Below are 25,992 nucleotides of genomic sequence, written 5' to 3'. Positions count from 1 at the left end.
AAGGCGCATCGCTGAAAGTTGGTGAGGATGTTTAGCAGAAAGCTAAGGCGATTTGGGGGAAACTTCAGCCTAAAGTAGAGGCAAAAGAAGCCGCCAAAGAAGTGGCTACAGATGTAGCTGAGAATCCAGACGATGAGGATTTACAAGCGAGTCTGCGAGTGCAATTGAAGAAGATTTTAGATGCAGATACATCACTGGCTGAGGAAATAGCCAAGATTTTGCAGGCATCGGCTGACAAGCCAGGGGATAATATTCAGATGGGTGCTAATGCTTACGACAACAGTACGGTGAAGCAAGTCGGGAAGATTGAGGCTAATGAGGTGAGCTTTTAACTTCCCGACTTGTAGAAAGTGGCGTTAGAGGTTTTGATTCTTCCTCCCCTTCCCTTGTAGGGAAGGGGTTGGGGGTTAGGTTTAAAAAAAAGTTGCACACGGCGTAACGTTCTCATTTTGAACAGAAACATTCTCATTCTGAGCAGAAAATTTCTCATTCCAAACAAAAACGTTCTCGTTCCGAACATCAACATCCGAGTTCTGAACATCAACTTTTGAGTTCCGAACATCAACATCCGAGTTCTGAACACTAACTTTTGAGTTCCGAACACCAACTTTTGAGTTCTGAACACCAACATCCGAGTTCCAAACATCAACATTGAGCAAAATTTCTCTATCTGCTGACTAATTATGGCGGAAGAACTAAATTCCAGTAACCGGGAAATCATTAAATTAGAGGGAACTGCTCAAGATGAGAGTAAGTTAACTCAAATTGGTCGTGTTGATGCAGAAAATTTCCATCTGAACGCTGAACAAGTTCAATTTCTTGTTCATCTAGAAAGCAGTACCAAAGCAGAATCGCCGGGGGTTCTCAAAGCCGGGAATCCAACTAAAAGTTTGAATGGCTGGCAAGGACGAACAACAGAATACGCTCAAATACAGCAATGGTTAACTGATGAAAATACCTTTTTAATTGGCATAGAAGGCATCGGCGGCATAGGTAAATCAATGCTGGCAGCTAAAATTTATGATACAGTCGCGGGTTTCTCCAAGCGGTTTTGGGCTGATGTCAGTAATGGGGCAGGTTTTAGCGATGTAGCCAGAGAAGTATTAACACAATTCGGCTTTGGTGTGCCAGAACAAGAAGCGCAGTTAGTAGAAGCCTTAGTTAGGTGCTTGCGTTCTGGGCAATTTTTACTGATTATTGACAACCTGGAGAGTTTATTACAACCCGATAGACAATGGGGAAGTCTATTTTACGGTGAGTTTTTCCAAGCCTGGGTGGAATCTGGCGGGAATAGTAAAGTGTTAGTCACCACCAGGGAAAGACCAGAATTAAGAGGCTTTGAGTGGCTACCTTTGAAGGGTTTAAAAGTAGAAGAAGGGGTAGCACTGTTAACTGTATTAGGCATTCGCGGAGATTTAGCCGAGTTTGTCGAACTGGTAGATGGACATCCTCTACTGTTGAAATTGGTGGGAGACTTATTAAAAGACGAATATCCTCAAGACCCCGATTTAAAAAGACTAGCAGACTTAGGCTTAGGAAATTTGCGGCAGTTGTTAACAGATCCCCAAGTGGAAGGTGTGCATCGTCGGGAAAATGTGGGAATGGTTTTGGTGTTGGATGCGAGTTTTAATAGGTTAAATGACTTACAAAAAGCTTTATTGCTGAATATTAGTGTGTATCGTGGTGCGGTTGATAGTACAGCATCCGTGGCGGTGTTTCCAGGAAATGCAGAACCAGAGATTGAAGCAGAATTGAGGAATCTGGTAAAGCGTTCTTTGTTGGAAGAAAAGCTGAATGGTAGGCGAAGTTTTGAATTTCAGCCCGTGGTTTTAGCGTATGTGCGGTATAAAGCAGGTGATCAGACACAGGCTCATCAACGAGCCATTGATTATTATCGCTCAATTGCTAAACAACCGCCTTGGCAAACAAGAGATGATGTTAAAGAATATTTGGAAATCTTTCATCACTGTTATGAGTTGCAAGATTATGACTCTGCCTTTGATAGCATTTGGGTTTGTAATGATTTTTTAACCTTGCGGGGTTATTACATAGACAAGGTAGAACTATATGGGCAGTTGGTAAGTAAATGGGCAGAAATTGGGGATAGAAAAAATCAGAAATATAAAGTTTCTCTCACTTCATTAGGCAATGCTTACAACTACTTGGGACAGTACCGACAGGCTATTGAGTTTCACCAGCAATCTTTGGAAATATCAAGGGAGGTAGGCGATCGCAATAACGAAGGTATTTCCTTAAACAATTTGGGTATTGCTTACGCCTCCCTGGGACAGTACCAACGGGCGATTGAGTTATGCCAGCAGTCTTTGGAAATATCTAGGGAGATAGGCGATAGCCACGGCGTTAGTAGTTCCTTAACGGGTTTAGGCAATGCTTACACCTCTCTAAGAAAGTACCAACGGGCAATTGAATTCCACCAGCAGTCTTTAGATATCAAAAGGGAGATAGGCGATCGCAATGGTGTAAGTAGTTCCCTAAACAATTTAGGCAATGCTTACAACTTACTAGGAGAGTACCAACGGGCCATAGAATTCTATCAGCAGTCTTTGGAAATTGAAAGGGAGATAGGCGATCGCCACGGTGAATGCTTATCCTTAAACAATTTGGGCAATGCTTATTACTACCTAGGGCAATATCAACAGGCGATTGAGTTCTACCAGCAGTCTTTGGAAATATCAATGGAGACAGGCGATCGCTTAGGCGTTAGTAGTTCCTTAAACAATTTAGGCAATGCTTACAAGTCCCTAGGAGAGTACCAACGGGCGATTAACTTTTACCACCAATCTTTGGAAATATCTAGGGAGATAAGCAATATTCCAATGGAAGGTAGTTCCTTAACGGGTTTAGGCAATGCTTACGAGTCCCTGGGAGATTACCAACGGGCGATTGAGTTCCACCAGCAGTCTTTAGCAATTGCTAGGGAGATAGGCGATCGCTTAGGCGTTAGTAGTTCCTTAAACAATCTAGGCAATGCTTACGCCTCCCTGGGAGAGTACCAACGGGCGATTGAGTTCCATCAGCAGTCTTTAGCAATCGCTAGGGAGATAGGCGATCGCTTAGGCGTTGGTAGTTCCTTAAACAATTTAGGCAATGCTTACGGTTTCCTGAGAGAGTACCAACGGGCCATAGGATTCTTCCAGCAGTCAATAGATATCAAAAGGGAGATTGGGGATATTCGAGGGCAAGCAAACGCTTGGTGTAACTTAGGTTTGGCATTAGAAAATGTCAATCGAGAATCAGATGCGCTTGGTGTTTATCGCAATGCGTGTGAACTATATCAAACAATAGGGCTTGATGCTAAAGTGCAAGATTGCAACAATAGAATTGAGCGTCTTTCGCAACCACAAACACCTGTAGTTACTCACCGTGGTTTTTGGGTGTGGTTGCGTCGGTTGTGGCGTTGGCTTCGCTCTTGGTTGCGGCGGTGATTTTATCTCACGCAGAGTCGCAGAGCCACAGAGAAGAAACTTTATATAGATACTATTTAATGAATTTAAGAGCTGATTTGTAAACTCAAGTAAAATACTTACCTTGTAAGGGTTTCAGGAATTTGAGTTAATACAGCACTTATTCGCTGAAACTTAGACCTAGTAATCAGTTGAGTCTCCTTAAGGTTTTCTTTACGAATCAGCTCTAAACCCAAAAGAACTGATCATCACCAAATTGCAGCAGGGATTACCCGCTATTACTCCGGCATTTGGTGCAGCCTTAGCAGAAGCTTGTGCTGTTTGCTTGAATGATCAAGGACATATCCAAGGTGTAGAACTTCAAATTAAAGGAGACTTAACAGATGTTTTCAAAACTTATTGGCAAGAAGTCACAGATCAAATGTTGCGATGTTGGAATGATAATGAATACACTACAGAACAGGCAGCCTATGGAATTACCCTGTTAATTATTCAAGAACTGACTGAATACACAGTTATTGAACGTTCTCGCAGAGGAACAGGATTTGATTATTGGTTAGGCAAGAAAGGTGACAATAATCAACTCCCATTCCAAAATGCAGTTAGGCTAGAAGTCTCAGGCATCCGTCAGGGTGATGACAGTAAAATAAGAAGCAGAGCTAAACAAAAACTGGAGCAGGTAAGTTCTGTTGATGGCAATCTACCAGTTTACATTGTGGTTGTTGAGTTTAGTAAACCTTTGTGTTTTGTAGTGCAAAAATGAATCAGATTCAAGATTTACATAAACAAGCAATGGATTTAGCTGAAATGGCACAAGTTGCTAAACTAAAAGGCGACTCTGTTTTAGCCTTGCAACTCTCCAAACAAGCATTTGAAAAAGAACGGTTAGCAGCAGAATTAATTGTCAATAATCTGGCAGCAGAACCAACACGTTCAGTCTTACATCGTAGTGCCGCAACTTTAGCGATTGACTGTGGAGAAATTGCAGCAGCAGAACGTTTAATTGCAATAGCTTTATCAGGAAATCCACCTCAAGAGATTGCCGAAGAACTCAAGGATTTATTTGTGCAGATTAACATTGATAAATATTTTGCACGGCGTGGTATTGAATTTGATTCAGCTAAACTATAATTATAGCTTTTATTGTCTAACGAGGAATTGTAAGATTTCATCATTAACCGAGAATTAAACGCGCTGGGTGTGCGATCACAATGCTCGTGAACTATATCAGAAAATGAGACTCGATGCCGATGTGGAAGCTTGCAATGATAGAATTGAGCGTCTTTCGCAACCACAACCGCCTGTAGTGACTCGCCGTGGTTTTTGGGCGTGGTTGCGTCGGTTGTGGCGTTGGCTTCGCTCTTGGTTTCGGCGGTAAAATAAAATGTAAAAATAGTGATTAACATATAATCAAGAATAGAAGAATCTTTGACACTATGTTACAAAATACTTATCAACTACAATTGACATTTGAACAAATTCTTACTCTAGTCAAACAACTGTCTGATTCAGAAAAGCTTTTACTCAGCAAAGAGCTAGAAAAGGAAACATTGAATAAGAAGTTAACCCAGTTACTAGAAACATTTCAAACTGATGAATTATCTTTAGAGGAAATTACAGAGGAAGTAGAAATCGCTCGTTCTCAAATTTATGCCGGAAAACAAAGCAATCAAGATAATTATTGATACTAATCTTTGGATTAGCTTTATGTGAGATTATAAAACTATGAATACAAATAAAGTTCAAGATACAAAGAATATTGCAGAGTATTTTAACTTTCTCTCTCCTGGGGATATTAGATTAAAAAAAGAATAGGGATTGGAACCATTCTTTATGAATACATTGATTGTGGACGCTCTCCAGAGGAAATTGCTCAAATATATCAATCAATTTCTTTAGAACAAGTATATGCGACTATTCTGTACTATTTGCAAAACCAAGAAACTGTCAGTGCTTACATGAGAAACTGGCTAGAAAATGGCCATACAATGAGAGAACAACAGCGACTTAATCCGCCACCAATATCAGAAAAACTTCGCCAACTCCGAGTCGCAAGACAAGCTAAGAAAGAAATACATGACACTGAAATATCTGATTGATGAAAATGTCAGATTATTAAATGTTTGAATAATCTGGAGTGCTTTTAGTGGTTAATTCTAAATTTGCAGTGTTTGTTACTCCATGAAGGAATTGTTCAAATAGCTGAAAAAATTTATAAAAAGCATCTTTTTCATCAGTGGAATTTGAGAGAATAATACTATCCCAACTTTGACTGGACTTAATATTAAATTTACTTTGTATCCATTCTTGGAAATTATCGAAGTTTTTTTCTTGTTCGGTACGGGGTAATCCTAATTCCATTCTTGCTTGACTATAACCGACCAATAACATATTTAATCTAGTAATAGAACATTGTCCTATATACATTCCTGGTCTTTGCTTAATTCTTTCTAATAGATGATAAAGGTATTCATTTTTGACATCTAACATATCTCTCAATATCCTTAAAATTTAATTTCTGTGATTTGAAATTGCTGACCAAAATGTACTAAGCCCTGAAATAAAAGATTTGCTATCCATTTATCTCTGGAAATGCCTGCTGGATGATGATTATCAAAAACTGTTTCTATATCATTAATAATAACGGAAATACCTTGATGACGACCATTGGTAGAGATGGCTTCTTCAGGAAATGTTTCATCATAAATAAAGCTGTTTGCTCCTGTGGATGCTCCTGTATATAACTTAATCAGCTTGCCAGAGATTCTTTCGGAAATTAAGTAGTCTTTGATGGCTTGACTACATTCTACACATTGAAAGTTGTCATAGCTGCTGGCAATAGTATAAATTTGACGTAGTTGTTGGGGATTAAGAGAAATGGAATGCAACTCCTGTAAAAATGCAATATTCGCATTTTAATACACATTCCGCATCCAATAATTTTACAAGTCTAGAGTCAGACGAAAATAGTCATAGGTAATAGGCAACAACCCATTACCTATTACCCATTAACTATTATTTACTTGCCAAATATTGATACATTTGCCAACGGGCATCAACTTCGGCTTGTGCTTGTGCTAGGAGTTGTTTAGCTAACTCTGGTCTACTCTTGGTGAGCATTTTGAAGCGATTTTCTTGATACATTGATTGCTCTACTGATTGCGTAGGCGATCGCATATCTAACTGTAAGGGATTTTTGCCCTGTTCTTGCAACAATGGATTATGGCGATACAATAACCAGCGTCCTGAGTCTACTAAGGCTTTCTGGTGATTCATCCCTGTAGTCATGTTAATACCGTGGGCGATGCAATGGCTGTAAGCAATTATCAATGATGGCCCGTCAAAGGCTTCGGCTTCTAAAAAGGCTCTGAGTGTTTGATCATCTTTCGCACCTAACGCTACACTCGCCACGTAAACATTACCGTAATTCATTGCCATTAAACCCAAATCTTTTTTCGGTGCTGGCTTACCACTGGCGGCGAATTTGGCGACGGCGGCGCGGGGGGTGGCTTTGGAAGATTGTCCGCCAGTATTAGAATACACTTCTGTATCCATGACTAAAATATTGACATTGCGACCACTGGCTAACACATGGTCAATCCCACCAAAGTCAATATCATAAGCCCAACCATCACCGCCAATAATCCAGACGCTTTTTTTGACTAGGTAGTCAGCTAAGGATTTGAGATTTTGGATTTTGGATTTTTGATGGGAGTCACGAGTCTGGATTTGATCTAGCTGTTGCTTTAACAAGCTTACCCGTTCCCGTTGTTCCCAAATATCAGTTTCGGTTTTTTGTTCGGCTTTGAGGAGGGAATTAACTAAGTTATCTCCTAATTCGCTGCTGAATTGTTGTAAGAGTTCCGCCGCAAATTCTGCTTGCTTATCTATCGAGAGACGATAGCCAAAACCAAATTCGGCGTTATCTTCAAATAAACTATTTGACCATGCGGGGCCTCTACCATCGGCGTTTTTCGTCCAAGGGGTGGTGGGGAGGTTTCCCCCGTAAATTGAGGAACAACCTGTGGCGTTGGCAATAACTGCGCGATCGCCAAATAGTTGTGTTAATAATTTTAGATAAGGTGTCTCACCGCAACCAGCACAAGCACCGGAAAATTCAAATAATGGTTCTTGCAGTTGTTGTTGGCGAATTTGGTTGAGTTTTAGCTGTCGTCGGTCAGGGTTGGGTAAACTCAAGAAGAAATCCCAATTTTCTCTTTCTTGCTCCCGTAAAGGTAGCTGCTGCGCCATGTTAATCGCCTTTAAAGATGGCTCAGATTTATTTTTGGCTGGGCAGACATTGACACAAATAGAGCAGCCTGTACAGTCTTCTGGGGCTACCTGGATGGTGAATTTTTGGTTGGCGAAGTCTCTATCTTTGGCGTTGACTGATTTGAAGGTAGAGGGCGCATTAACTAATTCACTCGGCTGATAAATTTTAGAACGAATTGCCCCGTGGGGACAAACCATGACGCATTTACTACATTGAACGCAGACATCCCCATCCCAAACGGGGATTTCTTGAGCAACGTTGCGTTTTTCCCATTTGGCTGTACCCGTGGGAAATGTGCCATCAGGTGGTAGTGTACTTACAGGTAAGTCATCACCTTGCCACACCATAATTTTCCCCAGAACTTCCTGTACAAATGCCGGGACGCTGCTGGGAAAGGGGTTTTGGGTAGATTTTTCTACGTCTATCCATTTGCCTTTTTCCTCAACAGGGATTTGTACCTGATGTAAATTATCTAGGGTTTGGTCTACGGCTTGTAGGTTCATGCGGACAACTTCCGCGCCTTTTTTACCGTAAGTCTTTTCAATCGCTTGTTTAATTTTGGCGATCGCTTGTTCTTGTGGCAATACCCCCGCCAACGCAAAAAAGCACACCTGCATAATAGTATTGATTCTGCCACCCATCCCACTGTTACGGGCGACTTGGTTGGCGTTGATAACGTAAAGTTGCAGTTGCTTTTCTAAAATTTGTTGCTTGACTTTCGGGGGTAGATGTTGCCAAACACTATCAGCATCGTAGGGACTATTAACTAAAATGGTTGCCCCAGTCGCCGCAGCTTTTAATACATCTATGCGTTCCAAAAATCCCCAATGATGACAACCGATAAAGTTAGCTTGGTCGATGAGATAGGTTGAACGTATGGGTTGAGAACCGAAACGCAGGTGAGAAACGGTCATTGAGCCAGATTTTTTGGAGTCGTAGACAAAATAGCCTTGGGCGTAGTTGTCTGTTCCTTCCCCAATAATCTTAATGGAGTTTTTGTTAGCTCCTACAGTACCATCAGAACCCAAACCATAGAACATCGCCCGGACAACGTTATCGGGTTCAGTGGAGAAATTCGGGTCAAAGCTTAGGGATGTGTGGGTAACATCATCATTAATCCCGACAGTAAAGTGATTCTTCGGTGTAGCTTGAGCTAAGTTATCGAATACGGCTTTCACCATCGCCGGAGTGAATTCTTTCGATGATAAACCGTAACGTCCCCCGACAACTTTGGGTAACATCTCCCCTGCTCCCCTGCTCCCTCCGTTCGCGTAGCGTCCCGCAGGGAAGTTCCGATCGGAGGAAGCCTCCGCTCGGACTTCTCTCTGCTCCCCTGCTTCATGCAACGCTGCGACTACATCCAAATACAAAGCTTCCCCCGCGCTTCCTGGTTCTTTGCTGCGGTCGAGGACTGCGATCGCCTTTACACTGTTAGGTAAAGCCTGGATAAATCTGTCTACATCAAAGGGGCGATAGAGTCTAACCTTGAGAACGCCGACTTTTTCACCCTTGGCGTTGAGATAATCTACGGTTTCATGGACGGTTTCACAACCAGAACCCATAATGACAATTACGCGATCGGCATCACTCGCGCCGTGATACTCATAAATCTTGTAAAATCTACCTGTGCGTTCCCCGAATTTATCCATAATTCCTTGGACAATTTCAGGACAGGCGTTGTAATATGGGTTTGCGCCTTCACGGGCTTGGAAGTAGACATCAGGGTTTTGGGCTGTACCACGCAGTAACGGGCGTTCTGGAGTCAAGGCGCGGGCGCGATGGGCGAAAATTTTATCTTCATTAATGAGCGATCGCAAATCATTATCTGATAGTAGCTCTACTTTCTGCACTTCATGGGAGGTACGAAAACCATCAAAGAAGTGTAAAAAGGACACTCGCGCTTCTAAAGTTGCTGCATGGGCTATTAATGCAAAATCGTGACTTTCCTGCACTGAACCCGAACACAGCAATGCACAACCAGTACCACGCGCCGCCATTACATCACTATGATCTCCGAAAATAGATAGGGCATGGGTAGCTAAAGACCTAGCCGCAACGTGAACTACAGTGCTAGTTAATTCACCCGCAATTTTGTAGAGGTTGGGAATCATTAATAAGAGTCCCTGGGAAGCTGTAAATGTGGTACTCAAAGCCCCCGTTTGTAATGCGCCATGCACCGCGCCAGCCGCCCCGCCTTCGCTTTGCATCTGCACCACACTGGGGACAGTTCCCCAAAGATTTGGACGACTTTCCGCCATCCAAGCATCTGCCCATTCACCCATTGCAGAGGAAGGTGTGATGGGGTAAATTGCGACTACTTCATTTAATTTGTAAGCTACACGGGCAACAGCTTCATTACCGTCAATCGTAGCAAAGGTTTTATTCATTAATGTGTCTCCCTGTCTCAACAATTCACAATTCGTCTGGGAAAGTTGCTCCTCTTGTGCAAAGCGCAAGATCGCACTTTCCGCAAAATTCAAACTTCAAAATTAAGACAGCCAACTTTTATCAGATTTTCTGAGTTTGGCTGTGTAGTTAAATTTTGAATAATTGCTCGAATTTAGACGCAGAGAACCCATGAATAAAAACATCAAAAATAGCCAGAGCCAGGAAGTTGGCAATTTTATATGCAATTTCAGTGTAGAAAATTAACCCTAAGAATTATGCTTAACTATATCAGTATTAAATGTGGCTAGTGGCTATTGATTTAGCAGACAGAATACTTCGCACACTATTATCTCATCCACAAAAATATATTTATTCACAAATATTAGTAATGTACTCAATATCTGGAAATACATATTAACAATACTTTCAGCATGATGATGATTGAATGTAGGGTATAGGGTCGGGATAGGGACTTCCAAATCAAAAAAACATCCCAAATTTTGTCGTAGGATGGGCATCCGCCTTAACGTAAGATGCCCACACCACAAGAGTGATTAAAATTTATATCCAAATTATTGATGCTTAAACACTACTGAAAGATTATTGGCTGGCATTTGGTAAGTGGCTTGGAAATTGAGATGTTCTTTGCTAGCTAATGCTATTACATCCTCTAGGTTGCGTACACCCCATTCTGGATTTTGAGTGCGTAATGATTCGTCAAAAGCGGCGTTACTGGGTGCGGTATGTTCTCCACCTTGTTTAAATGGCCCATATAAGTAGAGGATACCGCCTGGGGGTAAAATGCGCCCAGCACCCGCCATTAGTCCCAAACAGGCTGACCAAGGAGAAATGTGAATCATATTAATATTGACAATGGCAACGATAGGGGAATAATTGCTGGTTTGCTCTATCTCTACTGGCCAAGTTGGTTTTGTTGCATCGAGTTCTAGAGGTGGATAGAGATTATCACTGGGGAAATGTTCTGCCCAAGCTGCAATACTGGCGCGTAATTCAGAGTTAGGATCTGAGGGTAGCCATTGACGGGGGCTGAGGCGGGGGGCAAAAAATATAGAATGTTCTCCTGTACCGCTTGCTATTTCCAAAATAGTGCCACTGGGAGGTAAGACTTGCAAAAGCACTTCTAAAATCGCTTCACGGTTGCGCTGTGTTGCTGGGGCGTATTTGCGTGAGTCTGTTGGTGTATTCATTTAATATTGTAGTGAGTCTGAGATATTCATCTGATCATTAAGCTAACAGCGATCGCCCGACTATATTATATTAATTTCGTCTTGAGGTGAAGCTATGACTCAAGCCTTACAGCAGCTAGTAACATTTGATCAATTCGTCGCTTGGTATCCAGACAACCCACAGCGACGTTATGAATTGCATGATGGAGTAATTATTGCAATGCCGCCAGCTACAGGAGAACATGAAGAGATAATTGGATTTTTGGTTGAGGAAATAGTTACAGAATATAAGCGTTTAAAAAGACCTTACTTCATTCCGAAAACTGCATTAATTAAACCATTAGAAAACAAATCGGCATATTCACCGGATGTGGTGCTAGTAAATCGTCCCAACTTAGTCAATGAACCTCTATGGAAAACAGCATCAACAGTTAGCCAACCCGCATCAGTTCCCTTAGTTATCGAAGTTGTCAGTACCAACTGGCGAGATGATTATTTCAAAAAAGCTAGTGATTATGAGGTGATGGGAATCTCAGAATATTGGATTGTTGATTATTTAGGATTGGGTGGTAGACGGTTTATTGGCAATCCCAAACAACCCACCATATCTATTTACACTTTAATAGAAGGTGAGTATCAAGTCAATCAATTTAGAGATAGCGATATACTTATTTCACCCACATTTCCCGAACTAAAATTAACTGCCGCACAAATTTTTCAAATTGGTCAATAGTTATGGGGCATAGGGTAGAAAAATTCAAAATTCAAAATTCAAAATTCAAGAGTTATTCTCTCCCTTGTCTCCCCCTGCTCCCTGCTCCCCTGCCCCCAACCCCCGGAGAATCCCTTGCCTAAATTTATCACCTCTGTGCAACCGCCACTAAAATTTATCCCTCACCGTTTCAACCCGCTTGTTGTGCGAGTTGTTCACGCAGCAATACCTTTTATACTGCGGTTTCGGACTCGGCCTTGGCTACCGGCGGGAATTGTCAGAGTGGAAGCGGAAAATGCAGAGGTATTGGCACAACTCTATGCACAATTCCAAGCTGGTAAAATTCGGCTGTTAATGGCTTGTCGTCACCCGGAGGTAGAAGATCCCCTATGTGCGTTGTATATGTTATCTCGGATTGTGCCACGGGTAGCTCGTCAGCAAGGTATTAATTTACAATATCCCCTTCACAGTCATTTTCTCTATGATAGGGGGATGACTATCTGGGCTGGGAATTGGTTGGGGTGGTTGTTTTCACGGTTGGGTGGTGTGCCGGTACGTCGGGGACGGCGATTAGATAAGCAAGCCCTTCAAACGGCACGGAATTTGTTTGCAAACGGTAAATTACCCATCGCCATTGCTCCAGAAGGTGGTAATAATGGTCACAGTGGGGTTGTTAGTCCTCTAGAACCTGGTGTCGCACAAATGGGGTTTTGGTGTGTAGAAGATTTGCACAAGGCTAACCGCGATGAAACTGTTATTATCGTGCCGATTTCCATTCAATATCAATATATTCAGCCACCTTGGGCAAAACTAGATCAGTTATTAAGTAAGTTAGAAGCTGATAGCGGTTTACCTGTGCAGTCTGTTGGTGATGAGGTAAATCAACCAGAAATTTACTATCAACGGATTTGTCGTTTGGGTGAATATCTAATTACTGAGATGGAAGAATTTTATCGCCGCTTCTATCATCAAGATATCCCTAAAACTGTTACCTCTGAAACCTCTACAAATCCCAATGAAATATTAATAAATAGGCTACATTACTTACTAGATAAAGCTTTACAAGTGGCTGAAGAATATTTTGGCGTGCAACCCCAAGGTAATTTTATTGACCGTTGCCGTCGTTTAGAAGAAGCTAGCTGGAATCTGATTTATCGGGACGATTTACCAGATATAAAGACATTATCACCCTTTAAACGGGGATTAGCTGACTGGGTAGCCCAGGAAGCAGACTTGAGGGTACAGCATATGAGGCTAGTTGAAAGTTTTGTAGCGGTTCACGCCAACTATATTCAAGCACAACCTACTGCTGACAGATTAGCAGAGACAGCTTTACTGATGTTTGATATGTTATCGCGTATTCAATCATCTACATTACCAGGGCGATCGCGTTTAGGTTTCCGAAAGGCCATACTAAAAGTAGGTGAACCCATTTCTGTCACTCAACGCTGGGAAAAAGTACAGCATGACCGTCAAGCAGCTAAACGCGCCGTCAGTGATTTGACGCAAGATTTACAGGTGGCGTTAGAGCAGTTGATTCAGGATTAATATTGATTTGAAACTATCGTCTATCTAGCCAAGCCTGTAAATCAGCGACACTGGTAAAGTCTAACAATGCTTCGCTCAAGTCCTCCAACACAGGTAAAGGTAAACCAGTAATTGACGAACGTATTTCCTCAGAAAGTTCGCCAAACCGCTTAGTTAAGAGTCGGATAACGAGTTGAACTGTTGCTTCCTCACGTCCTTCCTCGCGTCCTTCCTCACGTCCTTCCTCACGTCCTTCCTCACGTCCTTCTTCACGTCCTTCTTCGCGTCCTTCTTCCTTAATTTCTCGATAAAGTCTTGTTTCTTTGAGTGTGATGCCCAACATAGACTCAACCTCCATTCTGCTCAATTGCTCAAACTTGTACGCCATAATTGTGATCATTATCTCTATTATGGCTTGACTCGCTGACTCAGTTACTTCTTGACGACTTCTGGTCAACAAATACCTAGCTTCTTCTGGTACTTGGCTTTCTTCTACAGTTGTCAGTACCATCAGTGCTACCCATAAAGGTAATTGACGAATATCTCCCAATTCATCCAAATACACTCGATGGACTTGCTCACCGTTCAGTAATGAGCGATGGGGATGAATATCACTTTGTTCAATATTACGTGATGGATAAATAATTACTGCTTGCCAATCACTAAATCTAGGACGATTGCGGTAAAAATATAGTGAAGACTCGGCAAAGACTCGCTCATAAAGTTGTTCGTCTGTTTGGAATTGCACTTCACAAAAATATACCACTCCTGCACCTTGATTTTCTGGTGGCAGAAACACACCATCAATTTCAAATCTGGGTTCTTTGACGGCTACTGAATCAAATCGGTAAGCATCTGCATTACTTGGGGGTGTTGCTAGTAATTGAAACAAAAGTGTCGGCGATTGTTGAAAAAGTTTGTAAAAAATTGAATCTCGACGCATGAATTAATATTTGGAATCTAGGTTAATTATATTACTGATTAACTCTTAAAAATTAGATTTTATACCAAAAATATCAGGACTTAGGCTAGTTTCACAATCGATGTTTGGTGCGTGACGCTGTAAGTCTTATGACTACGTTCAAATACTTTCGCAGCGTCACACACCCTACTACATAAAAAATATGCCAGTTGCGTAAGTCGTATTGAGTATATATCTCACTAGTTCATAAAAGTTTGTCTGGTGTGATGGGTAAATCACGGATGCGTTTACCTGTGGCGTGATAAACTGCATTAGCGATCGCAGCTGCTACTCCCACAATTGGCAATTCACCCAAGCTTTTTGTTCCTAATACGTTGACATGAGGATCATTTTCCTCAATAAATTGCACTTCTATATTGGGTATATCTGCATGGGTGGGAATCAAGTAATCGGATAGGTTAGCAGTAATCACTTTACCGCTATGATCATCTATAACGGTTTTTTCCATTAATGCCATACCAATTCCCCAGGTAATCCCGCCAATTACCTGACTGCGTGCTGTTTTGGTGTTGAGAATGCGTCCCGCACTGTAAACGCCTACACATCTTCTCACTTTGATTTCCCCTAACAACTCGTCAACGGCTACCTCTACAAACACCGCACCAAAGGAATGTTTAGAATACTGTTTACTTTCTGGGTTGGGTGTGGTGGTTTCAGTGACTTCTAAACTTTCTAACCCCTGACGTTGTAAAATCTCTGTATAGCTGTCCCGTCTGGATGGTGCTGATTTTAAGAATATCTCTCCTGATTCAACGCTGATATCTGCAATTTCACACCCGTAAAGCGGTGAATTTGTGTCTGTGATAGCCATTTGGATGAGTTTTTCTCGCGCAGCCATAGCAGCTTGATGCACAGCCGGGGAAACGCTAGCCACGGTAATAGAGTTACCTGCAATGGGTGCTGGGGGAAGATTACTATCACCTAAAGTAAATTGTACTGGCTGATGACCTAACCCCCTAACCCCCTTCCCTACCAGGGAAGGGGGAATATGTAGAGACGTTTCATGAAACGTCTCTACATTGGTAGGGGAGGGGTTTTCTATATTCTGTGATGAGTAAGATAAACCCAACGCCTCAGCCGCAACTTGAGTCATGACTGTGTAAGTACCTGTACCAATGTCTTGAGTTCCCGTTTGCACCCTGACTTCCCCTGTGGCAAAAACTTCGATTTTCACAGTTGCAGACATGACATTGGTGGGAAATGTAGCACTCGCCATTCCCCAACCTATCAGGAAATTACCATCCTGCATGGAACGGGGTGTAGGGTGGCGTTTTGACCAACCGAAAATGTCTGCTCCTTTTTGGTAACATTGTTTGAGAGATTTACTTGACCAAGGTAAACTTGTTTGAGGGTCGATATCTGCATGATTGCGTAATCTAATGGCGATGGGATCAAGATTTAAGGCGTAGGCTAACTCATCCATTGCTGATTCTAAAGCAAACATCCCTGGTGCTTCCCCTGGCGCACGCATAAAGGTGGGTGTACCGGCATTGATTCGCCCTAGACGGTATTTTACTTGTAAATTAGGACAAGCATACATCATGGTGGTAGCTGCACCTACGGGTTCTACAAAGTCCTCAAACATAGAAGTTAAGGATGTCCCGATGTGTTTAATCAGGGTTAGCTGTCCTTGGGTGGTTGCGCCTAGGGTGATTTGTTGATGAGTTTGGGATCTATAGCCGCAGTTAGTATACATTTGCGATCGCGTTAAGACAAGTTTCACTGGACGCTGGATTTGACGAGAGGCGATCGCTGCTAAGATAGTATGAGAACGGAGCAAGGCTTTACAACCAAATCCTCCGCCTAAATATTTGGAGATGACGCGGACATTTTCCTGGGGAAGATTCAGCACTTTAGCAAGGTTTCTTTGTGTGCCGGAAATACCTTGAGTGGTTTCATATATAGTTAACTTATCCCCTTCCCAAATAGCGATGGTAGCGGAAGTTTCTAGGGGATTGTGATGTTCTATGGGTGTGGTGTACACCTGTTCAATTAAGATATCTGACTGTGCTTGACCTAGTTCAATATCGCCTCTGGTGATTTTTCCGGGCATAATGCCAAAAAATATGGATTCTGGCTCAAATATTTCTGGTGTGGCTTGCGCCATTGTCACGGTTGGCTGTGCTGATTCATAGGTGATTTTTACTTGGGATGCAGCATATTCGGCTTGTTCTAAGGTGGCGGCTACTACAATACCCAAGGGTTGCCCATAATAATAAATATTATCATCTTTTTCTGGTGGATTTGTTGGGGCAGAAAAGGAAGGAACTTTGATTAAATTGGGGGTTTGATGATAGGTGATAATGTCTATGACACCAGGGGAATTTTTAGCTGTGGTGGTGTCTATGGTGATGATTTTACCTTTAGCGATCGCACTTTGCAATATCGCTCCGTATGTTAGTTTTTCTATGGGGAAGTCGGCTGTGTATTGGGCTTTTCCGGTTACTTTTAATTCGCCGTCTACGCGGTTTAGGGGTTTACCGATGATTTTCATTTTTTTCGCTGGGTGTTGGGGATTAATTTGGCTCGCGCAAAGGCGCAAAGGCGCAAAGGTTTCAAAAATGGTAAGTTTAATTGTTGTTGAGTGCGCGAATTAAAATACGTTTGACTAGTTCAATTTTGAATTGATTGTGTTGTTGGGGTTTGGCTGTTTTGGTTGCTAGTTCTGCGGCGGTGGTGAATGTGTTGGCATTGAGGGGTTGATTTTGGAGAAGTTCTTCTAGTTCCCACAATCGCCAGGGTTTTGTGGCTACTCCACCCAAGGCTATTTTTGCAGTTTTAATTATGTTTTCTTCTGTATCTATGGCAATGGCTACAGATGCTAAAGCAAATTCATATGCTGCTCTATCTCTGACTTTTAAATATTGGGATTTGTTACTGCAATTGGTTTTGGGGATTTCCACTGCTACAATTAATTCTCCTGGTTGTAATAGTGTTTCTTTGTGTGGTGTTTCTCCCGGTAATAAGTAAAAGTCATGTATGGAAATTCGGCGTTCTTGTTCAGCACTTTGAATATAAATTACAGCATCTAATGCTGTTAAAGCTACTGCTAAATCTGAGGGATGGACGGCTATACAATTTTGACTTGTGCCGAAAATGGCGTGCATCCGATTGTAGCCGTTCATGGCAGAGCAACCTATATTTGGGGTACGTTTATTACATGGGAAAGCTGGATCACGAAAGTAGGGACAACGGACTTTTTGCAGTAAGTTACCGCCTATTGTCGCCATGTTTCTTAGTTGTGGTGATGCGCTTTGATTGATGGCTTGGGTAATTACTGGATAGTGTTCTTGAATATGAGGATGCAAAGCCACATCTGTTAGCCGACACAATGCCCCAATGCGAACTCCTGCGGCGGAAATTTCAATATCAGCTAATGGTAAACTGTTAATATCAATTAATTGATTGACCGTTTTTACTCTATCTTTCATTAAGCCTAATAAGTCTGTACCACCTGCTATAAATGCAGCAGTTTGGTCTTGTGTTAATGTCTTGATAGCCTGGTCTTTATTGACTACTTTGGCATAACTAAATGGCTGCATCTTCTATTCCTTCTATCACTTCTTGAATTGCTGCAATAATATTGGGATAAGCACCACATCGGCACAAATTTCCGCTCATTTTTTCGCGTATTTCTGTTTGCGATCGCGGTACGTTTTCGCAAATCATCCCTACGGCTGAAACTATTTGACCAGAGGTACAGTAACCACATTGAAAGGCATCATGATTAATAAATGCTGTTTGCATGGGGTGAAGTTCGCCGTTTTGAGATAATCCCTCTATGGTCGTAATTTCGTTGTTTGTGTGCATAATAGCTAAGGTCATACAAGAGTTAATACGGCGACCATTTACCAATACTGTACAAGCACCACATTCACCGCGATCGCACACTTTTTTTGTCCCCATTAAACCTATTTTTTCTCGCAGTGCATCCAGTAAAGTTACACGGGGTTCTATTGTTAATGAGAGAGAAGCATTATTGACCAATAATGAGATTTCTACCTCCTCTGGGTTGAATATTTTCAATTCTTCATTGCTAGATTTATTACTCATGGTAGATAAATTTTCCAGAAATATACTTTAATGCAATATTAAATAATCTCTTTCATTATCTCTCTTTTGGAACTGAATTTTTACAACATTTTTAATTAATGTTCCAAATATAGTGATGATAAAAAAAATGCCTGCAAAAAATATAAATCCTCAATTATTGATACAAAAAGTTGCAATTATTGGTGCTGGCCCTGGTGGTTTAGCTGCGGCGATCGCTCTTTCCCATCTGGGTCTAGATGTGCAAGTATATGAAAAGGCTCAAGATTTCCGTCCGGCTGGGACTGGTTTGGGACTTGCGCCTAATGGTTTGAATTGTTTGGAAGTCATATCACCAGGAATTATTAGCACTCTTACCAAGTCAGGTTGTCCAGTTCACCAGACAATTCTCAAAAGTATTACCGGAGAAACCATCAGAACTAACTCCAGCACTTTCTTAAAAAAATACGGACAGCCATTATTAACTGTTTGGTGGTGGCGATTACAACAAGCCTTAGTTGCTAGATTACCATCAGAAATTATTCACCTCAATCATCGTTGCGTTGGGTTTGAACAGGATGAAAGTGGTGTAGAAATTTATTTTGACAATGGCAAAACAGTATATGCAGATTTATTGATTGGCGCAGACGGAGTACATTCCACCATCAGAGAACATTTATGTAACGAAGGTAAGCTAAATTATCTTGGCAGTATGTGTTGGCGTGCTGTAATTGAATATCACCATGAATTATTTAATGCCTATGACTTAGTATTTGTCAAAGGTAATCAACAGTTTATGTATCTTCTCAACGTGGGAGAAGGTTACACCAGTTGGATTAGTCGTAAATTTACACCAGATTATCAGCTTTCCCCAAATACAGAAGCAGTGAAAGCGCGCATTCTCCAGGAATTAACAGGCTGGGATGATTCCTTCCGCACTGTGGTAGAAGCGACACCAGCCGGACAAATTTGGGAAGGGCCAATTTTTGATCGCCCTCCGTTAACTCACTGGAGCAAAGGCAGAGTTACACTATTAGGTGATGCAGCACACCCAATGGCTCCAGCGATAGGACAAGGAGCAAATAGCACTTTTGAAGATGTCTGCGAATTGCAAGGGTGTTTATCTCAAGCTGCAAGTTTGACAGAGGCTTTAACTAACTATGAACAAAAGCGCATCCAGCGTACAAGTGTCATTCAAGCTCGGAGTGCCATAGGCGAAATGCGGTATTATAACCTTGAGGGCGTCTCCCCAGAAAACACTACGCGATCGCACTTCAAAGATGATGAGTTTCAAGATTGGCTCTATCACTACCAACCACCTAGGACATGAAAATTAGAATGGTGTTGAATCAGTTATCAGTTATTAGTCCTGATAGCGTATCCTGGGGAATTAGATCCAGCAGTTCACATGATCACCGTTAATTCTTCACCATTCTGCACTAAATTATGGTGATAATTTTATTGTAAGTAATCTTTGGTTAACTTGTGGTTAATCAGTACTTCCATATCGTATTCAATATTTTCTAACATAATAGAAAAATTGGTTCTATCATATTCGCCTTCAGAAAAAGTTTCTAGAAACAAATCATTTTCTTCTCCATAAATATAGGCTTTCATGAAGATAAATTCTGAATTTAGTTCGTTAACATACTCTAAAAGATGTATTCTTTTAATCTCTGGTTCACAGGAATAAATTGTTCTGATTAATACTCCTCTACCATCAATATTTCTAATCATTAAATTATGCTTTCTAGGATGACGACAAAACAGTAATTCGTCATCTTCCTCAACATGATAACCGTTAAACTCCAAATGGTTACGATATCTGGCTAAGGAATGAGCTACAGATTGACTGATGTTGAGTTCTGACATAACTGCTACGCCTCAAAGATGTGTATAACTGATGAGCTAATGTTAGTATTCCCTCATAAACCACTATTTCATCAGAGTTAGGATAAAAGTGCCAGTTAATCCTCGTTGCAGCACTCACCCACACCACCCGAAAACCTTTAAGCCTCTGACTAGCGCGACTGTACCTCAGCAAAATATCAGAGGAAAACTTTTTTCTTCCCCTACACCCCTATACCCCTGTGTTTCTTGATATCTCAGTAGGTTATTGCCATTCTAAAGGATTTTCACAGGCAGGCGATCGCTAATATTTACAGGATTGAGAAGCGTCTTTTTCAGAGAAAGCGGGGTTTGGTTTCGCAATTATGACTATGATGAGGTATATTTATTTGATGTAACAGCTTTTCCTTCTGGAAAGCAAGCCGATGATAAATTCATCGGTATTGGTCGCTAATCATTTTATGAAAACACGACCACGCAATTTTGATATCATCAGGCGCATCTTACGTATTCGACACACCATTTGCTATTTTGATTATCCAGGACAAGAGTATAATTCTTGTCCTTTATTTTTATTTAGGGCTTGCTGAACAATTTCTTTAGAACAGGGAAAAGGTTGCTAGGTTGCTTCAGTTTGAGAAAACCTAACTATACCCAGAAGTTATTCATGCTGACGCACCCTACATTTTCGATATTTTTTTTATTAAATATTTAAAATTGTGATTGTTCTTAATGCTATCAAAAGTAAAATCAGGTTGTAATATAAAGGATAACTCATCACAATTGTGTTTTTAGATTTAGACTCCAATACTGTCTAGATAACATTTTTTGACCGAAATATATATTAATTGAATATTAAGAATTGTTGTAATTACCAGCAAATTTCCGAGAGAAAATTCAGCATCCTTGAGCAAGGGAGATTGTAGCTATGTTTTTTGGACAAATTGAAAGAGAAATGTTATCGGCGGCAATATATGGAATTTGTGAAAATTCCCAATTACCACAGAATTTATACTTACTAATAAATCAAGAACAAGAAAACCGAGATATTTGGGAATGTCATCACCACAATAGTCTGCTGGTAGTAGAAAAAGTTAGGGAGCATAGAGGAGACTGGGGAGACAAGGTAGACAAGGGGGAGAGTAATTTTTGAGTGATGACTAACTACAGCAGATTCGATGTTGATGAGTGACAGCAACTGATTGAAAAAAGTAATGAGTAATGAGTAATGAGTAATGAGTAATGAGTAATGAGTAAAAAATTTACTTATTAACCACTAATTATTACTTATTACTTAATACTAAGATAGACAAGGGGGAGAGTAATTTTTGAGTGATGATTAACTACAGCAGATTCGATGTTTATGAGGTACAGCAATTGATTGAAAAAAGTAATGAGTAATCAATAATGAGTCAGAAATTTACTTATTACTCACTACTTATTACTTATTACTTAATACTCATGGTGTACCTGACTTACTTCAAAAGTGCTGTAAATATCAATGCCTGCGGTGTAACACCAACAATTCCATTCCTAATTTTTCACCAAACCAGAGACGGAATTAGTATCAATGGCACACCTATTTGAAGCGTTCAAACTTCGTGAAGTCACCTTTCGCAACCGCATCGCCATGTCACCCATGTGTCAATATTCCAGTACGAATGGATTTGCTAACGACTGGCACTTGGTTCATTTAGTATCTCGTGCGGTGGGTGGTGCAGGTTTAATTATTACAGAAGCGGCGGCTGTAGAACCTCGTGGCCGAATTAGTCCTCAAGATTTGGGAATTTGGTCAGATGATCATATAGAATACTTAGCGAAAATTGTGGGATTGATACATAATTTTGGGGCTGTAGCTGGGATTCAATTAGCCCATGCCGGGAGAAAAGCTAGCACTGCTAAACCGAGTCGTGGCGGAAAAGTATTAGATGAATCTCAAGAAGGTTGGCGGCCATTAGTTTCGAGTAGTGCGATCGCATTTAGTAAAGATAGCCCAGTACCCGAAGCCTTAAGTCTACAAGGAATTAAACAAGTTATTCAAGCCTTTGTTGAAGCTACGCAACGTTCCCTACAAGCTGGTTTCAAAGTTATAGAAATTCATGCAGCCCACGGCTATCTATTACATCAATTTCTCTCACCTCTAGTCAACCAACGCCAAGACAATTACGGAGGTAGCTTTGAAAACCGTACTCGCCTCTTGCGAGAAGTCGTCACAGCCGTGCGAGAAATATGGCCACAAACACACCCTTTATTTGTCCGCATTTCTGCCACAGATTGGGTAGATAAAGGGTGGGATATTGAACAAAGTATTACCTTAAGTAAAGAACTAAAATCTTTGGGTGTAGACTTGATCGATTGTTCTTCAGGAGCAATCATACCCGGCATCAACATTCCCGTCAAACCAGGATATCAGAGTCAATTTGCCGAACGTATTCGTCAAGCCGCCAACATCCCCACCGGTGCAGTTGGCTTAATCACCTCCCCCGAACAAGCAGATAAAATCATTCGTGATGGTGTAGCCGACATGGTACTTTTAGGACGTGAACTACTCCGCAATCCCTACTGGCCGCACTTAGCCGCTAAACAACTAGGCTATGAGAAACATTGGCCAATACAATATGACAGGGCGTGGTTGTGAGTAGAGGCAGGGGGCAGGGGGCAGGGGGCAGGGTGTAGGGGTGTAGGGGTGTAGGGGTGTAGGGGTTAGTAAAACGATGATTCTTTCGTTAGTCTGAGAGTCATTACTCACTGCTTGGTAAAAAACCTAAATTTGTGGGCAGGGGGTAGGGGTTTAGAATTAGCTGATTAGTGGTAAACATTAAAAAGTGCTTGGAAGTGTTACCGTGTTTCCACTCCAAGCACTCTTAATTTTTCAACTTGCTCCTCACACACCCCTAGAGAATAGCACTGCGTTGATATAAAAGCTAGTGTTATAAGTGACACTTTATAAAGTGGACAAAGTGAGGGAGACAAGGGAGCAGAGGGGCAGGGGAGCAGGGGAGCAGGGGAGCAGAGGCAGAAAAATTTTTGAATTTTGAATTTTGAATTTTGAATTGATACGCCCCATGCCCCATGCCCCATGCCCCATGCTTAGTGTAAAAAGTGACGTACACCAGTCAATACCATTACCAAACCCAATTCATTAGCGGCTTTAATAGAATCTTGGTCACGTAAGCTTCCTCCTGGTTGTACAATGGCAGTGATACCGGCGGCGGCGGCTGTTCTGACAGAATCATCAAAGGGGAAAAATCCATCGCTGGCGAGAATTGCGCCTTGGGCTTTTTCTGCGGCTTGTTCTAGGGCGATTTTGGTTGAACCGACGCGGTTCATTTGCCCCGCACCTACACCTAGAGTAGTGCGATCGCTTGTGAGTACAATGGCATTAGATTTAACGTGTTTGCAAACTTTCCAAGCAAACAACATTTCCCCTAATTCGTCGGGTGTGGGTTGACGTTCGGTGACAATTTGCCACTTACTGGTATCTGCAATCAAGTCATCGGCAGTTTGCACTAAGAAACCACCGGCAATTTGTTTGACTAGAGTTTTAGGGCCACTGCTCAAATCTGCTAAAGTCAAAACCCGCACATTGGATTTTTTAGAGAGGATTTTTTGCGCCTCTGCATCACAATCAGGTGCAACTATACATTCTAAAAACGTTTTTGTGAGTTCGGTGGCTGTGGCTGCATCTATGGTACGGTTGAGGGCAACAATTCCCCCAAAGGCAGAGGTAGAATCAGCATTAAAAGCTTTTTGGTAAGCTTCTACTAAGGTATTGCCTAATGCTGTACCACAGGGATTGGTATGTTTAATAATGGTAACGGCTGGTGTATCGGGAAATTCGGTAATAATCCGACGGGCAGCTTCTAAATCTACTAAGTTGTTGTAACTGAGTTCTTTACCTTGCAATTTCGTTGCTGCCGCCCATCCTGTGGGGGTAGTGCCGCTTTGATACCAAGCCGCAGGTTGATGGGGGTTCTCACCGTAACGCAGAGATTGTAATTCTGTGCCGTTGAGATTATATTGTTGCGGTAGGGATGTAGCAGATTGTTCAGCCAGATAGGAAGCGATCGCTTGATCATAACTTGCTGTATGCAAAAATCCTTTTAAAGCTGCCTTTTGCCGGAATTGTAGGGATGCTTCGCCGTTATTTTGCCGCAATTCTGCTAAATACTCGTCATACTGCCCTGGGTCACATAATACCGTCAGATGAGCAAAATTTTTCGATGATGCCCGTAACATTGCTGGGCCACCAATATCAATATTTTCCACCGCTTCTGCTAATGTTACCCCTGGTTTAGCGATCGTCGCCTCAAAAGGATAAAGATTCACCACTACCAAATCAATCGGGCGAATTTGGTTATTTTCCAAATCCGTCACATCTTCAGGTACATCCCGCCGGGCTAAAATCCCACCATGAATACGGGGATGGAGAGTTTTCACCCGTCCCCCTAAAATTTCTGGTGAACCTGTATAATCAGAAACCTTTGTCACAGGTATACCCGCATCTTTGAGGGCTTGGGCTGTTCCCCCACTGCTGATTAAATCAAATCCAAATTCTTCCACCAAGCTACGGGCTAAGTCAATTAAACCAGTTTTGTTAGATACACTCAGCAGTGCTAGACGCGCCATGTCTCAATTCCTCAGATGCCAAAGACCCCAATTTTTACATAACCCTGGGTTCACTTCAAGACCATGTGGGATAATTGTGATGCTATATTTTGCCTGAACCCGTTGCAAATATTGAAATTTACTGTAATTCCTATTTGACTAAGACTTTCCCTGTTCCCTGTTCCCTCTTAAATTAAAGAGATAAAATCTATCAGTAGAGTTTAAATTTCAGGAGTAAGCCTCTGTCTTTGCAATACATTACCCTTCCCCCAGCTAATTCCCAACCACCCACAGGGTTAGTTGTGACATTGCATGGTTGGGGAGCTAACGCTGAAGATGTGGCAGGTTTAGTACCCCATATCAATTTACCTAATTATCATTTTGTACTGCCCAATGCACCTTTTCCTTTTCCCCATTCTCCTGTGGGAAGGGCATGGTATGACTTGAGTGTTGAGAATATTTATCAAGGATTACAAGAAAGTCGGGAAATCTTATTAAAGTTTTTGCTGTCTTTAGAAGCTAGTACAGGCGTACCCTTATCCCGGACTGTGTTGAGTGGATTTTCCCAAGGGGGGGCTATGACTTTAGATGTCGGCTCAAAATTGCCCTTAGCTGGCTTAGTGGTGATGAGTGGTTATTTACATCCTGATGCCCTCTCAACCAAGAGTAATTTGCCGCCAATTTTAATTATGCACGGCCGACGCGATGAGGTTGTACCATTACAAGCTGCTGCCACAGCCAGGGACACGGTAGCTTCCTTGGGGGTTGTAGCCGAATATCATGAATTTGATACAGGACATGAAATCAACTTGCAAATGTTAGACGTGGCACGGAATTTTATTTTGAACAGAATTGTTTAGTCTGGGTTACAAATCTTTGACAAAATATAGTGTAAATCCTGAAAAATTTTAGAAAATCCATGCCATCTAGTGAGTAATATAGATTCAGTGGCACTATTTTAGTGCGACCTAACCCGTGCTGGGTGTGGATGCTGCATATGGGAGGGGCAAGCA

General features: G+C 41.7%; 23 protein-coding genes and 1 pseudogene. 14 read left to right on the top strand and 10 right to left on the bottom strand.

Annotated features, from left to right (window positions below):
- Window positions 1-101: 101 nt before the first annotated feature.
- From ACPZ3T_RS00375 to ACPZ3T_RS00340, 8 genes and pseudogenes are all read left to right on the top strand, one after another.
- Window positions 102-332 carry a hypothetical protein gene (locus ACPZ3T_RS00375; protein ID WP_490273017.1) on the top strand — a complete coding sequence of 77 codons (231 nt, stop codon included), beginning with the start codon at window positions 102-104 and terminating at the stop codon, window positions 330-332.
- Between the two features lie 351 nt (window positions 333-683).
- Entirely contained in the window at window positions 684-3,446 is a 2,763-nt protein-coding gene (locus ACPZ3T_RS00370; protein ID WP_490273016.1) for a tetratricopeptide repeat protein, read from the top strand.
- Window positions 3,447-3,681: 235 nt separating this feature from the next.
- The gene (locus ACPZ3T_RS00365; protein ID WP_490273015.1) at window positions 3,682-4,188 is read left to right on the top strand and encodes a hypothetical protein; all 507 of its coding nucleotides are present in this window, start codon (window positions 3,682-3,684) and stop codon (window positions 4,186-4,188) included.
- Window positions 4,185-4,556 (top strand): hypothetical protein, encoded by a 372-nt coding sequence (locus tag ACPZ3T_RS00360; RefSeq protein ID WP_015138603.1) that lies wholly within the window; start codon window positions 4,185-4,187, stop codon window positions 4,554-4,556. The genes ACPZ3T_RS00365 and ACPZ3T_RS00360 overlap by 4 nt, the downstream gene beginning before the upstream one ends.
- A 103-nt stretch (window positions 4,557-4,659) precedes the next feature.
- Window positions 4,660-4,803, top strand: a complete 144-nt coding sequence (locus ACPZ3T_RS00355; protein WP_490273014.1) for a hypothetical protein — start codon at window positions 4,660-4,662, stop codon at window positions 4,801-4,803.
- Between the two features lie 58 nt (window positions 4,804-4,861).
- Window positions 4,862-5,110 carry a type II toxin-antitoxin system VapB15 family antitoxin gene (gene vap15, locus ACPZ3T_RS00350; protein ID WP_490273013.1) on the top strand — a complete coding sequence of 83 codons (249 nt, stop codon included), beginning with the start codon at window positions 4,862-4,864 and terminating at the stop codon, window positions 5,108-5,110.
- A gap of 114 nt (window positions 5,111-5,224) precedes the next feature.
- Window positions 5,225-5,296, top strand: a pseudogene (locus tag ACPZ3T_RS00345) (hypothetical protein); the annotation flags it as partial.
- A 57-nt stretch (window positions 5,297-5,353) separates the two neighbouring features.
- A complete protein-coding gene (locus ACPZ3T_RS00340) occupies window positions 5,354-5,524 on the top strand; it encodes a hypothetical protein (RefSeq protein WP_490273012.1) in 171 nt (56 codons plus the stop codon).
- Window positions 5,525-5,540: 16 nt separating this feature from the next.
- Here ACPZ3T_RS00340 and ACPZ3T_RS00335 read toward each other — a convergent pair whose 3' ends face one another.
- From ACPZ3T_RS00335 to ACPZ3T_RS00320, 4 genes are all read right to left on the bottom strand, one after another.
- Entirely contained in the window at window positions 5,541-5,915 is a 375-nt protein-coding gene (locus ACPZ3T_RS00335; RefSeq protein ID WP_490273011.1) for a hypothetical protein, read from the bottom strand.
- Window positions 5,916-5,929: 14 nt separating this feature from the next.
- Window positions 5,930-6,313 (bottom strand): papain fold toxin domain-containing protein, encoded by a 384-nt coding sequence (locus ACPZ3T_RS00330; RefSeq protein WP_490273010.1) that lies wholly within the window; start codon window positions 6,311-6,313, stop codon window positions 5,930-5,932.
- Window positions 6,314-6,440: 127 nt separating this feature from the next.
- Window positions 6,441-10,085: a pyruvate:ferredoxin (flavodoxin) oxidoreductase gene (gene nifJ / locus ACPZ3T_RS00325; protein ID WP_490277419.1), complete on the bottom strand. Its 3,645-nt coding sequence runs from the start codon at window positions 10,083-10,085 to the stop codon at window positions 6,441-6,443.
- A gap of 573 nt (window positions 10,086-10,658) precedes the next feature.
- A complete protein-coding gene (locus ACPZ3T_RS00320) occupies window positions 10,659-11,294 on the bottom strand; it encodes a class I SAM-dependent methyltransferase (RefSeq protein WP_490273009.1) in 636 nt (211 codons plus the stop codon).
- Between the two features lie 94 nt (window positions 11,295-11,388).
- Between ACPZ3T_RS00320 and ACPZ3T_RS00315 the strand changes: the two genes are divergently transcribed.
- Both ACPZ3T_RS00315 and ACPZ3T_RS00310 read left to right on the top strand, forming a co-directional pair.
- Window positions 11,389-12,006: a Uma2 family endonuclease gene (locus ACPZ3T_RS00315; protein WP_490273008.1), complete on the top strand. Its 618-nt coding sequence runs from the start codon at window positions 11,389-11,391 to the stop codon at window positions 12,004-12,006.
- A 114-nt stretch (window positions 12,007-12,120) separates the two neighbouring features.
- Window positions 12,121-13,533 (top strand): 1-acyl-sn-glycerol-3-phosphate acyltransferase, encoded by a 1,413-nt coding sequence (locus ACPZ3T_RS00310; RefSeq protein ID WP_490273007.1) that lies wholly within the window; start codon window positions 12,121-12,123, stop codon window positions 13,531-13,533.
- A 13-nt stretch (window positions 13,534-13,546) separates the two neighbouring features.
- Here the strand turns inward: ACPZ3T_RS00310 and ACPZ3T_RS00305 are convergent, their stop codons facing one another.
- The 4 genes from ACPZ3T_RS00305 to ACPZ3T_RS00290 form a co-directional block, all read right to left on the bottom strand.
- A complete protein-coding gene (locus ACPZ3T_RS00305) occupies window positions 13,547-14,455 on the bottom strand; it encodes an Rpn family recombination-promoting nuclease/putative transposase (RefSeq protein WP_490273006.1) in 909 nt (302 codons plus the stop codon).
- 223 nt (window positions 14,456-14,678) lie between these two features.
- A complete protein-coding gene (locus ACPZ3T_RS00300; protein WP_490273005.1) occupies window positions 14,679-16,988 on the bottom strand; it encodes a xanthine dehydrogenase family protein molybdopterin-binding subunit in 2,310 nt (769 codons plus the stop codon).
- Window positions 16,989-17,064: 76 nt separating this feature from the next.
- The gene (locus tag ACPZ3T_RS00295; RefSeq protein WP_490273004.1) at window positions 17,065-18,036 is read right to left on the bottom strand and encodes an FAD binding domain-containing protein; all 972 of its coding nucleotides are present in this window, start codon (window positions 18,034-18,036) and stop codon (window positions 17,065-17,067) included.
- Entirely contained in the window at window positions 18,023-18,547 is a 525-nt protein-coding gene (locus ACPZ3T_RS00290) for a (2Fe-2S)-binding protein (RefSeq protein ID WP_490273003.1), read from the bottom strand. The genes ACPZ3T_RS00295 and ACPZ3T_RS00290 overlap by 14 nt, the downstream gene beginning before the upstream one ends.
- Window positions 18,548-18,674: 127 nt before the next feature.
- Here ACPZ3T_RS00290 and ACPZ3T_RS00285 point away from each other — a divergent pair, with 127 nt between their 5' ends.
- Complete coding sequence (locus ACPZ3T_RS00285) at window positions 18,675-19,853, top strand: FAD-dependent oxidoreductase (protein WP_490273002.1); 1,179 nt, start codon at window positions 18,675-18,677, stop codon at window positions 19,851-19,853.
- Window positions 19,854-19,981: 128 nt separating this feature from the next.
- Here the strand turns inward: ACPZ3T_RS00285 and ACPZ3T_RS00280 are convergent, their stop codons facing one another.
- On the bottom strand, window positions 19,982-20,395 hold the full coding sequence (locus tag ACPZ3T_RS00280) for a DNA mismatch repair protein (protein ID WP_490273001.1): 414 nt from the start codon (window positions 20,393-20,395) through the stop codon (window positions 19,982-19,984).
- A 904-nt stretch (window positions 20,396-21,299) separates the two neighbouring features.
- On the opposite strand from ACPZ3T_RS00280, the gene ACPZ3T_RS00275 reads away from it, so the two are divergent.
- Window positions 21,300-21,524, top strand: a complete 225-nt coding sequence (locus ACPZ3T_RS00275; RefSeq protein ID WP_490273000.1) for a hypothetical protein — start codon at window positions 21,300-21,302, stop codon at window positions 21,522-21,524.
- 417 nt (window positions 21,525-21,941) lie between these two features.
- On the top strand, window positions 21,942-23,009 hold the full coding sequence (gene namA / locus ACPZ3T_RS00270; RefSeq protein ID WP_490272999.1) for an NADPH dehydrogenase NamA: 1,068 nt from the start codon (window positions 21,942-21,944) through the stop codon (window positions 23,007-23,009).
- 452 nt (window positions 23,010-23,461) lie between these two features.
- Here namA and purH read toward each other — a convergent pair whose 3' ends face one another.
- Complete coding sequence (purH, locus tag ACPZ3T_RS00265) at window positions 23,462-25,000, bottom strand: bifunctional phosphoribosylaminoimidazolecarboxamide formyltransferase/IMP cyclohydrolase (protein ID WP_490272998.1); 1,539 nt, start codon at window positions 24,998-25,000, stop codon at window positions 23,462-23,464.
- Window positions 25,001-25,227: 227 nt separating this feature from the next.
- On the opposite strand from purH, the gene ACPZ3T_RS00260 reads away from it, so the two are divergent.
- Complete coding sequence (locus ACPZ3T_RS00260) at window positions 25,228-25,839, top strand: alpha/beta hydrolase (protein ID WP_490272997.1); 612 nt, start codon at window positions 25,228-25,230, stop codon at window positions 25,837-25,839.
- Window positions 25,840-25,992: the final 153 nt, after the last annotated feature.

It is taken from the genome of Aliinostoc maniaoense (assembly GCF_058172895.1).
The sequence above is the reverse complement of the archived record's forward strand: the minus strand, read 5'-3'. Positions and strand labels throughout refer to the sequence as shown.